This window comes from Paenibacillus sp. FSL H7-0350 (genome assembly GCF_038593195.1).
Lineage (GTDB): Bacteria > Bacillota > Bacilli > Paenibacillales > Paenibacillaceae > Paenibacillus_AQ.
This window is the reverse complement of the sequence record NZ_CP151972.1, coordinates 2872815-2886813: the sequence shown is the minus strand read 5'-3', so window position 1 is coordinate 2886813 and position 13999 is coordinate 2872815. Positions and strand designations below refer to the sequence as shown.

Annotated in this window: 11 protein-coding genes, 1 tRNA gene and 1 other annotated feature; of the genes, 6 read left to right on the top strand and 6 right to left on the bottom strand. The window is 54.9% G+C overall.

Features of this window, described 5'->3' with window-relative positions:
- Window positions 1–60: 60 nt before the first annotated feature.
- Together NYE24_RS13165 and NYE24_RS13160 are read left to right on the top strand one after the other, a co-directional pair.
- Window positions 61–417, top strand: a complete 357-nt coding sequence (locus NYE24_RS13165) for a hypothetical protein (protein ID WP_342478845.1) — start codon at window positions 61–63, stop codon at window positions 415–417.
- A gap of 187 nt (window positions 418–604) precedes the next feature.
- A tRNA-Arg gene (locus tag NYE24_RS13160) sits at window positions 605–678 on the top strand.
- An 800-nt stretch (window positions 679–1478) separates the two neighbouring features.
- Here NYE24_RS13160 and argS read toward each other — a convergent pair.
- Window positions 1479–3404, bottom strand: a complete 1926-nt coding sequence (argS, locus tag NYE24_RS13155) for an arginine--tRNA ligase (RefSeq protein ID WP_342479236.1) — start codon at window positions 3402–3404, stop codon at window positions 1479–1481.
- Window positions 3405–3457: 53 nt separating this feature from the next.
- Window positions 3458–3680 (bottom strand) — a binding site (T-box leader).
- A gap of 233 nt (window positions 3681–3913) precedes the next feature.
- Entirely contained in the window at window positions 3914–4219 is a 306-nt protein-coding gene (locus tag NYE24_RS13150; RefSeq protein ID WP_036697600.1) for a hypothetical protein, read from the bottom strand.
- A gap of 193 nt (window positions 4220–4412) precedes the next feature.
- On the opposite strand from NYE24_RS13150, the gene NYE24_RS13145 reads away from it, so the two are divergent.
- Window positions 4413–4772 (top strand): hypothetical protein, encoded by a 360-nt coding sequence (locus NYE24_RS13145; RefSeq protein ID WP_036697597.1) that lies wholly within the window; start codon window positions 4413–4415, stop codon window positions 4770–4772.
- A gap of 95 nt (window positions 4773–4867) precedes the next feature.
- Here NYE24_RS13145 and NYE24_RS13140 read toward each other — a convergent pair whose 3' ends face one another.
- From NYE24_RS13140 to NYE24_RS13125, 4 genes are read right to left on the bottom strand one after another with little or no spacing between them, the layout of a single operon-like run.
- Window positions 4868–8212, bottom strand: a complete 3345-nt coding sequence (locus NYE24_RS13140) for an SNF2 helicase associated domain-containing protein (RefSeq protein ID WP_342478844.1) — start codon at window positions 8210–8212, stop codon at window positions 4868–4870.
- 30 nt (window positions 8213–8242) lie between these two features.
- Window positions 8243–8929 (bottom strand): TetR/AcrR family transcriptional regulator, encoded by a 687-nt coding sequence (locus tag NYE24_RS13135; protein ID WP_051493831.1) that lies wholly within the window; start codon window positions 8927–8929, stop codon window positions 8243–8245.
- Window positions 8930–8986: 57 nt separating this feature from the next.
- Window positions 8987–10024: an ABC transporter permease gene (locus tag NYE24_RS13130; protein ID WP_036697593.1), complete on the bottom strand. Its 1038-nt coding sequence runs from the start codon at window positions 10022–10024 to the stop codon at window positions 8987–8989.
- Window positions 10021–10767 (bottom strand): ABC transporter ATP-binding protein, encoded by a 747-nt coding sequence (locus tag NYE24_RS13125; RefSeq protein ID WP_036697591.1) that lies wholly within the window; start codon window positions 10765–10767, stop codon window positions 10021–10023. Before NYE24_RS13125 ends, NYE24_RS13130 begins: the two co-directional genes overlap by 4 nt.
- A gap of 208 nt (window positions 10768–10975) precedes the next feature.
- Here NYE24_RS13125 and NYE24_RS13120 point away from each other — a divergent pair, with 208 nt between their 5' ends.
- From NYE24_RS13120 to NYE24_RS13110, 3 genes are all read left to right on the top strand, one after another.
- Window positions 10976–11419: a hypothetical protein gene (locus NYE24_RS13120; RefSeq protein ID WP_036697587.1), complete on the top strand. Its 444-nt coding sequence runs from the start codon at window positions 10976–10978 to the stop codon at window positions 11417–11419.
- Between the two features lie 170 nt (window positions 11420–11589).
- Window positions 11590–13026: a stalk domain-containing protein gene (locus NYE24_RS13115; RefSeq protein WP_342478843.1), complete on the top strand. Its 1437-nt coding sequence runs from the start codon at window positions 11590–11592 to the stop codon at window positions 13024–13026.
- A 44-nt stretch (window positions 13027–13070) separates the two neighbouring features.
- Window positions 13071–13934, top strand: a complete 864-nt coding sequence (locus NYE24_RS13110) for a phosphate ABC transporter substrate-binding protein (protein ID WP_036697584.1) — start codon at window positions 13071–13073, stop codon at window positions 13932–13934.
- Window positions 13935–13999: the final 65 nt, after the last annotated feature.

Here is a 13999-nt window from a genome sequence, read left to right as displayed (position 1 = left end):
ATGTATGTCCTTATCCGAACACTAGGGGAGAGGGAAATTTGCCAGGAGGGATGATGACAAGTGTATTACATTAAAGACGCCAAAATCCGCAGAATGACTGATTACGACGGTGCGCCTTGCGCAGAGGTTGGCGTATTGCCCGGAGCTGTGGGCGATTCCGCGCTGCTGGTGTATATTGTTGAGGATCAGCGCGAGGAGGGCTTTGAAATTGTCCGGATTCTGACGAATGATGCGGATACGGCCACCGACTGGTTCGACAATAATCTGCATGATGCCTTCCAGGACGTTACGGTCAGCGGCTTCGCCGGCAGCACGGTGATGACCCCGGAGGATGAACGCTCCAAGTTCCAGCGCGAGCTATTGATCTTCGGCGATCTGAAGCGGCAGCTGGGTGAGCATTTCCGGCAGGTTCCCTGAGCCCACAGCTTCCGCAGGTCATGTCCAGGCTTGACTATAGAGCAGGAGCTTTCCGTATGAGATCACGGGAAGCTTCTTAACTGGAAGAGTTTGGTCTTGCTAATTCTGGTGAATCAGGTATAATAAATAACGTTGCGTTAATACATATCTCTTCCAAAGCTTCAAATGATACAATGTTATCCTACATGTCCCGGTAGCTCAGTTGGATAGAGCATGCGCCTTCTAAGCGCACGGTCGGGGGTTCGAATCCCTTCCGGGACGTCACAACAGCAGCCTTCCTTCGGGAAGGCTGTTTTGGCGTTCGGGGGATGAGAACCGAGTCGCGTCAGCGAGGGGACGTTGGAGCATAAGCTTCGATAGGATTACTTCGCAATCAGCCCGAAAGGGCTGTATCCCTTCCGGGACGTCACAACAGCAGCCTTCCTTCGGGAAGGCTGTTTTGGCGTTCGGTGGAGGAGACCCCCCTTTTTTATTTCGAGAAGGATCAATGTGGGCGCTTGGGTGGACGCTCCGCGAACGGACCGTTGTTCCAATCGCTGTGGTCTCCAGATTTTTTTCATTCCCCTTAGCGGTGAAAATCCGGAGACCAAGGCGACCGCTATCGCTTTTCCACGGGGCGTTCCGTCCTCTCCGCTGTTTAAGCGTGATGCGAAATACATAACATTCCAAAAAATCTCAAAACCGTTTATCCCGAAGGAGTGATCTTAGTACGCTAAATTAAGCATGGGCCCAATATCCCTGAACTTACTGAATGTGGACTTGAATGAGCGAATGAGGTGTATAAGTACACTTGAATTCACCAGAAGTGATCAAAACGAGCAAATGAGGTGTATAAGTACACTTGAATTCACCAGATGTGAGCCAAACGAGCAAATGAGGTGTATAAGTACACTTGAATTCACCAGATGTGAGCCAAACGAGCAAATGAGGTGTATAAGTACACCTGAATTCACCAGATGTGAGCGGATGGAGAAGGGAGAGCCGTGCAAGCTGCACGGACCACATAGGTTCCTGCTCATTCATTCGATAGAGAATTTTAAGCAGATGAAGACTCAGTATGTCTACATCCGCTCCGGCTTAGGCAGGCCGAGTACGTCGAGGGCTTCGCCCAGCGTATCGGTGAAGCTCCGGGTCAGCCACAGGCGGAAGGTGATGCTGGCTTCCCCGCCTTTGAGAATTGGACAAGCTGAGTAGAAGTTGCTGAATAACGAGGCCAGGGAATAGGCGTAGTTACAGATCGTATTCGGCGTAAGCTCCCGGCTTGCTGTATAGAGTGTGTCTTGCCACAAGCTGAGCTGTCTCAGCAAGGCAAGCTCAGCCGCTTCGAGCTGCGCCGGGAACAGCGGCACCCCTCCAGCGCCAGACTCGCTAACGCCGGACTCGCTAACACCGCTCTCGCCCACGCCACTCACATCACCCGCCGAAGCGGCCTTACTAAGCACGCGCTGGGCCCGGGCGTAGGCGTACATCAGGTAGACGCCGGTGTTGCCGGAGATTTCCATCGCCTGCTTGAAGTCGAACACAATCTCGGTGCCCAGATTGAAGCGCAGCAGGTAGTAACGGATGGCAGCGGTGGCGATGAGCCGGCTGGACAGGCCGTTTTTGTCCGAACGGGTGGATTCAATCATGTCTTCCATGAGCCGGACCAGCTCGGTTACCTTAATGCCGATTCCCTGGCGCCCGGACATGGCGTAGGAGCTTTTGCCGCTGGAGGTATCAATGCCCAGCCCTGCCGCAGAAGCGGGACTCAGCGAGACCACCCCATAGCTGACATGATGAAGCGCGTCTGCCTGCGTACCGAATCCCAGTGCCTTGAGTGCCTGCTTGACCATCAGCTGCGGATATTCCTGCCGGTAATCGATGACGTTCACGACCTGGTCCGCCCGTCCAAAAGGCAGAGCCTGTCCGCTCAAGCCGGTCGTCCACAGTCCGCTCTGAAATTCGTTGTAGCTGAAATCCTTCTCCAGCAGTCCGAACTTCCACAGATGATAGGCGATGTCCTTGGCAGTATAGGTCAGAATTCCGTTCGAGCGCACCAGCACCTTATCCTTCTGATGCTCCTCCTGAGTGTCCGGTACGGTGTCTTCAGCGGGTTGCTTCAGAATCCAGCAGCCTGCCAGCTTACCTTCGGTCTCCTGCACGAAGATCTCTGTCTGCGACAGCAGCTCGAACGCCGAGGCCCAGAAGCCCTCCTTCAGAATGCTGCTCTCCCACACCAGCAGATCGTAGTCAATGCCGAACCCCCGCATCTCCTCCACATGTTCTTTCACGATCTGCCCGGCGACGAGGTTGCCAATCCAGGCAGTATTACCATGGCCTTCCTCCAGCGCATGAAGAATCTCGGTCCGTTTCTGCACCATCTCTGGCTGCTGCGCGTAAGTTTTGTTAATCTCGGCATAGATGTCCCAGCAGTAATCTCCGAACCTTACATGTTCTCCCTCCAGTGGAACATTCAGCAGACCGGCTACAGTATCAGCCAGCTGATTGCCGAGATCATCCACATAGTTGTGCACCTCAACGGTATGGCCGGTCGCCCGCAGTACCCTCACCAGCGCGTCCCCGATACAGGAGTTTCTCAAATGGCCGATATGCATACTTTTATTCGGGTTGACGGAAGTATGCTCGACGATCACCTTCGACCCCCCTGCATGCTGAGGCAGCGTGAAATTCTCCTTCGCCCGTGCCCAGGCTTGCCAATCCAGATACATATTAATAAATCCCGGACCGGCAACCTCAGTTCTCAGCACCAGTCCGTGAACCGAGCCCGATGCTTCGAGCTCGGCGACGATCAGCCTGGCGATAACCAGTGGAGCTTTGCGCAAAGAGCGGGCGAGCTGCATGGCGATATTGCTGGAATAATCCCCGTGGTCGGCACTCGCCGGCTGCTCCAGGGCAACATTGACTTCAGCGATAGCAGGTACGCCCAGGGTTAGTGCGATTGTGTGAACAGACTGCTTCAGGCTTTCTTGAATGAGCTCACTTAACATTGGCATGAATAACAACCTCCTGAATAAAATAACGACAAAAAAGCCTTCATCTCCTAAGAGACGAGGCTTGTGCGCTCGCGGTACCACTCTCGTTGCTAAAGCCTTACGGTTTAGCCACCTTACAGGTTAACGGTCCTCGGCCGGGGCTTCCTACTACAAGGTTCAGAAGTCCATCTCACGGGTGCGCTTCATGGTTCTAATCTGTACCGGCTTTCACTTTTCCGGCTCGCTGGGGACTAGATATAAGACCATTACTCTCCCGGTCATCGATTGAATATGGATTTGTATCAGTATAGCGAATTTCTGGGAGAAAGCAAGAGCGGATTACCGTGCAGCAGAAGCCCAACCGTTAAGAATCACACGTCACTAGGCGCACCTGTCAGGTTCTTGATGTCCGTTGAACCATAAATCAGCAGCATAATTACAATGACCAGCAGGATCCCGCCGGCAAATCCTTCTCCGTCAAAACTGTCCATAACCCCGTCCCTCCCTTTCACTTCCGGATGTGTTCAGGTGTTTTCGGCTTTCTTTTTCAAAGCGGTCATGATCTCGTTCAGCGTCAGGCTGCTGTTGTCATCGAGGAAGCTGACCAGCTTATCGACATTGTCACTACTTAGCTCGCTTAGGGTTTTATATTTGCCTACCAGACTGACGAACATCGACGCGTCCGTGTACATCTGGATAGAGTCTACTTTCAGCTTGCCGGTCAATAGAAGTGCAGCTACGGCGAATTCAAGCCCTTTAGGGGTCTGGGTTTTGGAGCTGGACGGTGTTTTTTTGGCGGCGGGCCTCTTTCCTTTTCCTGCAGGGGGCATGGGAGTCCCTTCTTCCGTTCGGCGTTCGTATACATAAAAGTGCAGCGCATGGGCGGTCTTTCCTTATTCAAGGATATGCGTGCCTGCAGTCATTGGTGAATAGGCTCAGGCCTGTGTCCACACCGTTACAGGAAAGTCCGAATATGAATATATCGTACTTTGACACTAGAACTTCAAGGGAGGACGAGACAGGATGGCGATTTTGTCAACAGGACCGATAGAGAACAATGCCGTTTCGGGAGTCAGACCTACGCAGACAGTGACGGTAAGAGTGGTCAAGCGGAGTGCTCCAGGCAGCACCTCTATTAGTATTCAGGGATACGTGCTGGGCGCTACCAGAACGCTGTATGTCAGTGAGGTGATTGATGTTGCTCCGAATCAGGTGGTGACCCGGGATTATTTTGCCGATCTGAATGCCTATGAATTTGTGTTCATCACTGGAGAAGTGGACGAAGATGAGATTGGAATATCCGTGTGGGGCAAGACATCAACCGGCCAGCTGGTGAATGCACACCGTGTAGTGACGCATGAGAAATTAAGCTCAGACGTATAGAGGATTAGGTATTATTCCGGACTTTCCGGTTGTAAAATGAAACAGGGACCTTGCAGAGCTGCTCGCTCAGAAGGTCCCTGTTTATATTGTTCAACTCAGATGGAGAGGATCTCGCGGATGTCCTGCTCGCTGAGGCTCGACAACGCCTCCTGTCCCGGCTGGATTACCTCGTCAATCAGGTTTTTCTTCTTCTGCTGCAGCTCGTACATCTTATCCTCTACGGTACCCTGGGCTACCAGGCGGATAACCTGGACGATTTTTTTCTGCCCGATCCGGTGGGCGCGGTCGGCGGCCTGCTGCTCGACAGCAGGGTTCCACCACAGGTCGTAGAGAATGACCGTGTCGGCACCGGTCAGGTTGAGGCCGGTGCCGCCCGCCTTCAGCGAGATCAGGAACAGGTCGCGCTCGCCTTCATTGAAACGGCTGCATAGCTCAACCCGCTGGGAGGCCGGGGTCTGTCCGTCCAGACAGAAATGCGGAATCCCGAGCAGCGCCAGCTCGCGCCCGATCATACCGAGCATCTGCGTGAACTGCGAGAAGATCAGCATCCGTTTGCCGGAGCTGCGGCATTCGTCGATGATCTCCAGCAGCTGCTCGAATTTGCCGGAGCCGCCGGTATATCCGTCCACGAACAGGGCCGGATGGCAGCATAGCTGGCGCAGCCGGGTCAGTCCGGCCAGCACCTTGATCCGGCCATTGCCGAAGCTGTCGCTGTCCAGATGCTTGAGCGCTTCTTTGCGCAGGCGGGCCAGGTAGGCGACATAGAGCCGTTTCTGCTCCGGCAGCAGCTCGGAGGCCTGGAGGGACTCGATTTTGTCCGGCAGCTCCTTCAGCACATCACTCTTCAGGCGGCGCAGGAGGAAGGGGCGGGCTCGCCTGGCTACCGTCTCCCGGGGAAGGTCATGGAAGGCCTTCTTCCCGGGGAACAAGCCGGGGAAGACGACGCTGAAGATCGACCACAGGTCCTCCAGCGCGTTCTCCACCGGTGTTCCGGTCAGCGCAAAGCGGTAGCGGGCCTGAAGCAGTCTGACCGCCTGCGAAGTCATAGTCTCATGATTCTTAATCATCTGTGCTTCATCCAGAATAAGCGTATGGAACGACCGCTTGGCATACTCATCCACATCTCTGCGCAGCAGCGGGTACGAGGTGATGATGACATCATGCCCGGCCGTGTTCCGCAGGGCCCGGCTGCGCTCACCGGCGTTGCCGTCGGCAATGACTGCCTGCAGCTCCGGGGCAAAGCGCTTCAGCTCGTTAAGCCAGTTATAGAGCAGGGAGGCAGGCGCCACAATAAGGGCAGGCACGCCGCTCTGCCGGATGTCTTCCTGCATCGAGAGCAGGAAGGTGATGCTCTGCAGTGTTTTGCCGAGGCCCATATCGTCCGCCAGAATCCCGCCGAAGCGGTAATGGGCCAGCGTCCTCATCCACAGGAAGCCGTATTGCTGATAATCCCGCAGTATAGAAGCGAGACTCCCGGGTACAGGGAAGTCCAGATTCTCAGGACTCGCCATATTGGCGAGCAGCCGCCGGAAGGAGCGTCCGGTCTCGATGGTCTGCCCCTGGAAGGTGCCTGCATGGAGATGGAGGGCGCGGACCAGCGGCAGGGAGAACTCCGAACTCCGGATATCCACGCTGCGGACGCCGAGCTCGTTCATCAGCGCGATAATCTCCTGGAACTCTGCGGTGTCCAGCGGGAGCAGGGCTCCGTCCTTGAGCCGGTGATATTTACGCTTTTCCTGAAGGGACTTAAGGACCTGGGTAATGTCCTTCTCCGTGATGCCCTCCATGGCGAACTTGAAGTCCAGCCAGTCAGTCTTCTCGTTCCAGCTCAGGCTGACCTTGGGCGCTGCATGCTCCGTTAGCACCCGATCCTTGACCGCAGTGGTCGCATAGACCTGAAGCAGCGGCTCCAGCAGCGGGATGGTATGGTGCAGGAAGTCGAATTCCCCGTCCTCGTCACGCATGATATATCCGCTCTCCGTCCGTGAGAAGGACTCATGGGCCATCAGGTCCAGAATCCGCCGCTCTGCTTCCCCGTCCCGCATCAGAATGACTTCACTGCTCCGCTCATGAGCCTTCTCCTCCAGCGGATTGATGACAATTCCGCCGTACTGGAATTCCAGCCCGGCCAGCAGCCTGTCCCTTACCCGGTCCAGGTAGAGTCTGGCGTGAAGCTGGGTCTGGACGATCCGGTCCGCAATGGTGTCGGCAATGCTCACCCTGCCCAGCTTCTTCAGCCCGGGAATGACGGTTTCCATGAAGGGCTCCATCTGCTCAGGCGCAATCGCCAGGCTATCCCGCCGGCTGCCGCTGAGCACCCGCTTCAGCTCGGAGAGCCGCCCGCATTCCTGCGCCGGGAGCTTCAGCAGTCTGCCTTCGGTCAAGACCAGCCCGTAGCTCTCCAGAATCATAAGCTGTTCAAGCCCCCGGACATCCAGCCGGTAGCCGTCCTCCTGTGCCTGGTCGAACTGGAAGCTGAGCGGCAGCGGCTCCTCCGAGAGGGACAAGCGGTCCAGCAGAAGCTGTCCATGCTGAAGGCGGACGGCAGGCGCAGCTTCTAATAGGGGGTACAGACTCTCCCAGAAAAAAGGGGCCACAGGCAGCAGCCGGTCGTTCCCTGCATTGTTAGTGCGGGAACCATACGGGCTGGTGAGACTGTGGTAGACCTTCTCATTCAGCATGATCTCAATCAGCTTCTGCAGGACCTCATTATCCTCCTTGGAGAAGCTGTGCAGGGCGGGATCATAGCTGAAATGCGCTGTGAATTCAAAAGGCTCGCCCCGGTGCACCTGCTCCAAAAAAGGTCTAATCTTCTGCACGATATAAAGACGCTTAGGACCAAGCTTCACTTCCATCCCAAGCATGGTACTGCCGTAGTTGAAGTTGAAGGGCCGGCAGATGAACTCGACCTGGAGCGGTGTCCGCAGATCGATATACGTGCCTGCACCGCTTGGCCGCTGCCGCCCTCCGGTGAATATTCCGAGCATGCTGCTCACCAGCTGCCGGTCTCCGCTGCGTTCCCTCTGCTCTGCCCCGGAAGGGGCGGAGCTGCCTTGCGCCAGCGGCAGACTGCCTGTCCTTGCGGGATAAGCCTCCTCCGCATCTGCCTGCATATCCTCAGCCTGTTCAGCTCCGGCAGCCTGGCTGCGGTAGAGGACCGTCATCAGCACTGCCGCAATATGCTTGCAGAAGGGTCCGCCGCGATAGTACGCCGGGCAGGTACATTCCCCCTGCACATCCCCGTCACTGTCGATAATCAGCGCAATCTCATGGCTCTCCAGTCCATGGACCTCAGCGCGGTATTTAGAATATTCGTCTTCCTCGTTATGCTCCGTATAGACAAGGTCTACCTTATGGGCATGATAATAAGCCGCTCCCTGGTCAAAAGCGGCATTTCCGCACAGCAGCTTGATTACCCGTTCCGGCACCTGATAACCCACGTATACTCACTTCCTTTTATTGCTTCTGTCTTATCCATTCCCGCCGATCCCGTGCAGAATGAAGCTTATAGTCTGTTCAATCTCTGCCTCATCGTTCCAATCCTGCTCCGGCATCAGCACCAGCCGTACTAGCAGATAGCCGACAATCGCCGAGATCGTGAAGCGTATAATCGCAGGAGTAGGCGCGTCAATCACTTCACCTTGCACCTTGAAATGCTCGGTAATTGCAGTTACACGGGCCAGGACCTGCTCGAAGATATTCTCGGTCAGCTGCTCCTTCAGCGCAGGCTGGAAGGGGATCTCCTGAATGAGAATTTTGACGATTTTCAGATTCCTGCGGACGAACTCCAGCCGGTTCACGATGAAGGCCTTAAGGAAATCCTCATAGCTCCCGAACGGCACATCCAGCACACCGCTGAAGTTGCGCAGCACGAATGGGGCGATCATCCGGCTCATGGTGGGGACCGTGATGGCGAGCAGCAGATCTTTTTTGGTCCGGTAATAACGGAAGATCGTGCCTTCGGCCACGCCCGCCTTCTGGGCGATCTCACTGGTGGCGGCCGCCGAGAATCCCTTCTCTGCAAAAACATCAATCGCCGCCCGCAGAATGGACAGCTGCTTAGGTGTGACCTGCTCCTTCTCGCTGAGATCCAGCAGCTCCTGAACCCACTGGTCTTGCTCCAGCTGCTCCTGATCGGCAGCAGGGTTATTCTCCATTAATAGAACCTCCAGACTCTTGCAGTTCCTCCTAGTGTACCATAGCCCGTTCACCCTTCACATTCTGCGGTGCTTGCGCAGAGCCAACACATTCAGCAGCATGAACAGCAGGGAGAAGCCGATCAGCATGAACACATCCCCGGCGATATCGCTCCAGCCTCTGCCGCGTACCATGATATCCATCAGTGCCTGTGAACCGTAGTACATCGGAGTGGCGAGTCCAATGCGCTGGAGCCAGAGGGGAAGGGTATCCAGCGGAAATAATCCGCTCAGGAAGATCTGCGGCACAATGACGAGGGGGATGAACTGGATCATCTGCAGTTCATTGGCAGCGAACGCCGAGAGCAGGGTGCCGAGGGTCAGCGCCGACATCGACAGCAGCAGTGTCATCAGCAGCACGTAGCCGAAGCTGCCTGTCATCATAATCCCCAGCACCTGGATCGAGAACCAGGAGATCAGCAGGGCCTGAAAGACGGTGAAGATGCCGAAGCCGCAGACATATCCGGTGACGATCTCCCAGCGCTTCAGCGGGGTGGAGAGCAGACGCTCCAGCGTGCCCGTGGTCCGTTCGCGCAGGAAGGAGACACCGGCAATCAGGAAGACAAAGAAGAACACAAACACCCCGATCATAATCGGGCCGAAGCGATCGATCGTCTTCATATCCTCCGCGCCGTAGAGATAGCTGATCTGCGGCTGGAGCTGCCCGCCGCCCGGCGCTTGTGGCTGTAGGCTCTGCGCAGCTTCCTGGAGCGCCATGATCACAGCGCGGTTAGCCGCCGGGTTGCTGCCTTCAAGGACAACAGCAGGAGTGTCTCCTTTCATTGTAAGGAGAGCATCAATGTCTCCCGCCTTCAGGGCGTCCTGCCCGGATGCTTCATCAGCATAGCTGGTAACCTCAGCCTGCTGGGCTTCCAGCGCTGAACTGAACACTGCCGCATCCCCCGAAAAGCCAATTCTAGGCTCATAAGCATCGCTGCCGAACACCAGGCTCATCAGGCTAAGCACCAGCAGAGGAGCGATGAACATCAGCGCCATGGTTCTCCGGTCATGGATGAACTGCTGCAGAATTCTCAGGGTAATGGCCCGGATTCTCATCGGCGTACACCTCCATAATAGAGGAAGGCTTCCTCAATGCTGGCGGCGCCGGTAGCCTGAAGCAGTCCAGCCGGAGTATCGGCCGCCAGCAGTACGCCGTCCCGGATCATCGCCAGCCGGTCACATTTCTCTGCCTCATCCATCACATGCGTGGTCAGGACAATCGTTGTTCCCTTGCGGTTCAGCGCCTTCAGCTCCTTCCAGATCGACTGGCGCAGCACCGGATCGATGCCGACGGTTGGTTCATCCAGCAGCAGCAGCGGCGGCTCGTGCAACAGGGCAATCGCCAGGGACAGCCGGCGCTTCATGCCGCCGGAGTATTGGTCCACCCGCCTCCGCAGATGCTCCTGCAGATTCACCAGTTCCATCACATCCCCAATCCGCCGTGTGCGGTTGCCGCCCTTCAGTCCATAGAGCGCAGCGAAGAACTCCAGATTCTCCTTGGCGCTAAGCTCGGTATACAGGGCATCCGACTGGGCCATATATCCAATTTGCTGGAGCATGGCAAGCTTCGGCATCCGCACCCCCAGCACGGTGACCTCACCGGAGGTTACCTCATCTATGCCCGTAAGCAGCTTGACAAGCGTGGTTTTGCCGGAGCCGGATGGCCCCAGAATCCCGAAGGTCTCTGCCTGATTCACCTGAAGCGTTATATCCTTCAACACCGTTTTATTGCCAAAAGCCCGGTTCACATGAGTAACCGCAATGACAGGTTTTCCCTCATTCACACCAATCTCCTCCATTCCTCACAATAATGAGTGAGCGCTCACTCATTATATTAATGATTTCCTATGTAAAAGTAAAACTCTTTCTGGAAGCGTACAAATTATTTTAAAAAGTAAATAAAATGGTAAGGATTATCCGTTACTCCCACCCTTGATCCGGGTAATAAAAGGGACATCCTATGTTTACCGGCATTCTGAAACCCAATTCACTAAAGGCGGTGGAATTATGGCAGGACATAAGCTGCTCCTTCCTCTAGGCGTGCTGCTGGCTGCGGCTGGACTTAGCGGCTGCGGCGATGCAGACCATTCAGTTGGTGGTGGACGGTTTCATACCTTGGCGGACGAGAAGACGGAGGCAAAACAATATCTGCCGGAGGATCTGCCGATTCCCGAAGGGGCAGGTATTACTTTTACCCAAGGTGAACAGTCAGAGGGGAAGAAATCCTCTATGCTGATCTATCAGACGAAGGAGACTATGGCCGCTCTTGGAACTACATATCAGAAGTATGTAAGAGAGAAGGAGCTGGAACGCGGGACAGAGATTGTGGACAGCCGCAACCTGCTGATTAACGGCAAAGTGAATGGCTCCTATTCGTATTCTATTATTGGCAGCCCCTCGGCTTCAGAGCGCGGCGGGAATGAGATTATCGTGACTTGGATTGTGAATTAACACAGGGTTTACAATAGGCCGGTCCGGGAGGGTTCCCGGGCGGGTCTTTTTTCTATGGGCTTGTAATTATTTTTACAGTTAATATTTCCATAACATTCCTACGCAACAGAATTGACACTCGTAGACGAAAATAACATTAGCAGTTACCTATAGGAAAAGGGTGAATCTAATTGAAGAATAGTAAATGGATCGGCGCGGCTCTGGCTTCTGCACTTCTCGTAACAGGGGGAGCTGTTAGTGTTCTGGCGACAAGCAGCCAAGTAAGTGCCGCAGCTGTCAAGACAGCAGCAGCCGTAGAGGGCAGCATGTCCTGGAATATCAACGGTACGCCGGTTACACTCAGCACAATCAACAGCGGCGGGTACAAGCTCTATTCATTGAGCCAGATAGCCGCAGAGCTGGGAGCAGGACTTGTGCATGGCAGCAGCGGAATCCAGCTCAATGACAGCAAAGGTCTACATAGTGTGCAGCTACAGGCAGGCGTGAAAAGCTATCAGGTTGATGGCGAGACCCTGGAATTCACAGTGGCCCCGGTAGTGCGTAACAGCAAAACGTATGTGGAGCTGACGAAGCTGGTTACGGCGCTTGGCGGTGAGCTGGAGGCCGATGCTCACACAATTCTGAGCTTCGCCCGGCCTGCCGGTTCATTTGACACTCTTCACTGGAGCGCTGACGGTGGCCTGATTGCGAATCAGAGCGACGCTGAATCCACCCTGCTCTATAAATTCACTCAGACTCCAGGTAACTATGATCTGTTCTCTTCCAGCGAAAGTGCGGTGGATTTCGCAGTCTCCGCCGACCAGCAGTGGGGCGCATTCAGCGATGAGACCGGCCAGCTGAAGCTGATCAACTTGTCCACCGGCTTAATCAGTCCGCTCGGCAAGGACACCAGCGTGAAGACAGATATCGTGTGGTCGAGTGACGGCAAGACGCTCTATTTCGTCCAGGGCGACAAGCAGGAGAAGCTGGCACAGATTTCAGTAGAGACCGGAGAGGTCAAGGCTCTGCTTGAAGATAAAGTAGAGAATAAATCGGAGCTTCGCGTATCGGCAGACGGCAAAAGCGCAGTGTACATTGTCAACATCACTGGTACCGCCAAGAATGATGCCGACAGCACAGAAGATTCACTTACAGTAGACTTCAGCAAGGCCGGAGAACAGCTCTATAAGCTGGATCTTACTACCAAAGGTGCTAAGCCGGCAGCGTTGACTACTACACCTGACAACAAGCTGTATCCTGAGATTCTGGCAAACGGCAGCGTATCATACCTCAGTGCGGATGCGGACGGCAATGCCGCTAACACGCTAAAGCTGATTACAGCAGATGGTAAAAGCACAGATATCGCCCTCGGTGCAGAGGTGAACTGGTCCACAGGGGTTAGTACGGGCCTCGTAGTCTCCGGGACTACAACGGACGGGAGCACGGTAATCTACTCTATTGCAGGCAGCGCAGCTCCGGTTGAACTGTACCGGACAGCCGAAGATGTATCAGAAGTAGCGGTATCGGCAGACGGCAGCAAGCTGGGGATCATCAGCGACGGCAAGGTACTGGTCATTCAGAACGGCAAAGCGCTGCAACTGTCAGGCTCACCGGAAGTTGCTAATTAATTACAACATTTATCGGCGCACACCGCCGGGAGGAGAATTCAGACATGAAGATATTCAAAAAATTCACAGTTACAGCACTCACCGCGGTGATCGCGGTTACCGCATCCTTTGCAGGGGTGGCCGCAGCAGCGGACAGCCTCAAGGGTAAAATCACCGTTAACGGTTCTACAGCACTGCTTCCGCTGACGCTGCAGGCCGCTAAGGAATTCCAGAAGCTTCACCCTAAAGTGAAGATCGCCGCTTCCGGCAAGGGCTCCGTGACTGGACCGCAGGCCGTGAAGAAAGGTATTGCCGATATCGGAGCCTGCGACTGGGATGCCAGTATTGATGTTCCGGGCTTCAAGGCCTTTGACGGACAAGTGGCCAATAAGGTCGCTGTGATTCCTTTTGCAACCATCGTTAATAAGAATGTCGGAGTCGACAACCTGACTACAGAGCAGCTCAAAGGCATCTACGCCGGTAAAATCACCAACTGGAAAGAGGTCGGCGGATCGGATGCAAACATCGTAGTGATCACCCGTGCCTTCGGTTCCGGGACCCGCGTTAACTATCAGGCCAAAGCGCTGGGCGGCGGAGATATCGTGAAGAAAGAGAAGAACTACAAGGAAACCGGCTCCAGCGGTGACATGAAAACAGCTGTAGGTACAACGCCTAATGCTATCGGATACATCGACCTTGTCTATGTAACGGGCGGCGACATCAAGGCTGTGAAGTTCAACGGTGTGGAAGCTAACACGGATAACGTGATCAACGGCTCATACAAGATCTGGGCTTACGGCTACTACATGACGAACGGCCAGCCGACCGGCGCGACCAAAGAATTCATCGAATATGTACAGAGCAAGAAGTTCCAGCAGGGCTCGCTTAAGAAGCTTAAGTTCATTCCAATCTCTGCTATGCAATCCTAATATCCTTGAACCAAGCAAGCACAATAGATTGATAGGTAACAGCGGCCAGCTCCGGGATATACGGG

What these genes read in the sequence shown, in the direction of transcription:
- argS (WP_342479236.1), bottom strand. Translation starts at nt 3,404, where the DNA reads ATGTTAAGTGAGCTCATTCAAGAAAGCCTGAAGCAGTCTGTTCACACA.
- NYE24_RS13150 (WP_036697600.1), bottom strand. Translation starts at nt 4,219, where the DNA reads ATGCCCCCTGCAGGAAAAGGAAAGAGGCCCGCCGCCAAAAAAACACCG.
- NYE24_RS13145 (WP_036697597.1), top strand. Translation starts at nt 4,413, where the DNA reads ATGGCGATTTTGTCAACAGGACCGATAGAGAACAATGCCGTTTCGGGA.
- NYE24_RS13135 (WP_051493831.1), bottom strand. Translation starts at nt 8,929, where the DNA reads ATGGAGAATAACCCTGCTGCCGATCAGGAGCAGCTGGAGCAAGACCAG.
- NYE24_RS13130 (WP_036697593.1), bottom strand. Translation starts at nt 10,024, where the DNA reads ATGAGAATCCGGGCCATTACCCTGAGAATTCTGCAGCAGTTCATCCAT.
- NYE24_RS13125 (WP_036697591.1), bottom strand. Translation starts at nt 10,767, where the DNA reads ATGGAGGAGATTGGTGTGAATGAGGGAAAACCTGTCATTGCGGTTACT.
- NYE24_RS13120 (WP_036697587.1), top strand. Translation starts at nt 10,976, where the DNA reads ATGGCAGGACATAAGCTGCTCCTTCCTCTAGGCGTGCTGCTGGCTGCG.
- NYE24_RS13110 (WP_036697584.1), top strand. Translation starts at nt 13,071, where the DNA reads ATGAAGATATTCAAAAAATTCACAGTTACAGCACTCACCGCGGTGATC.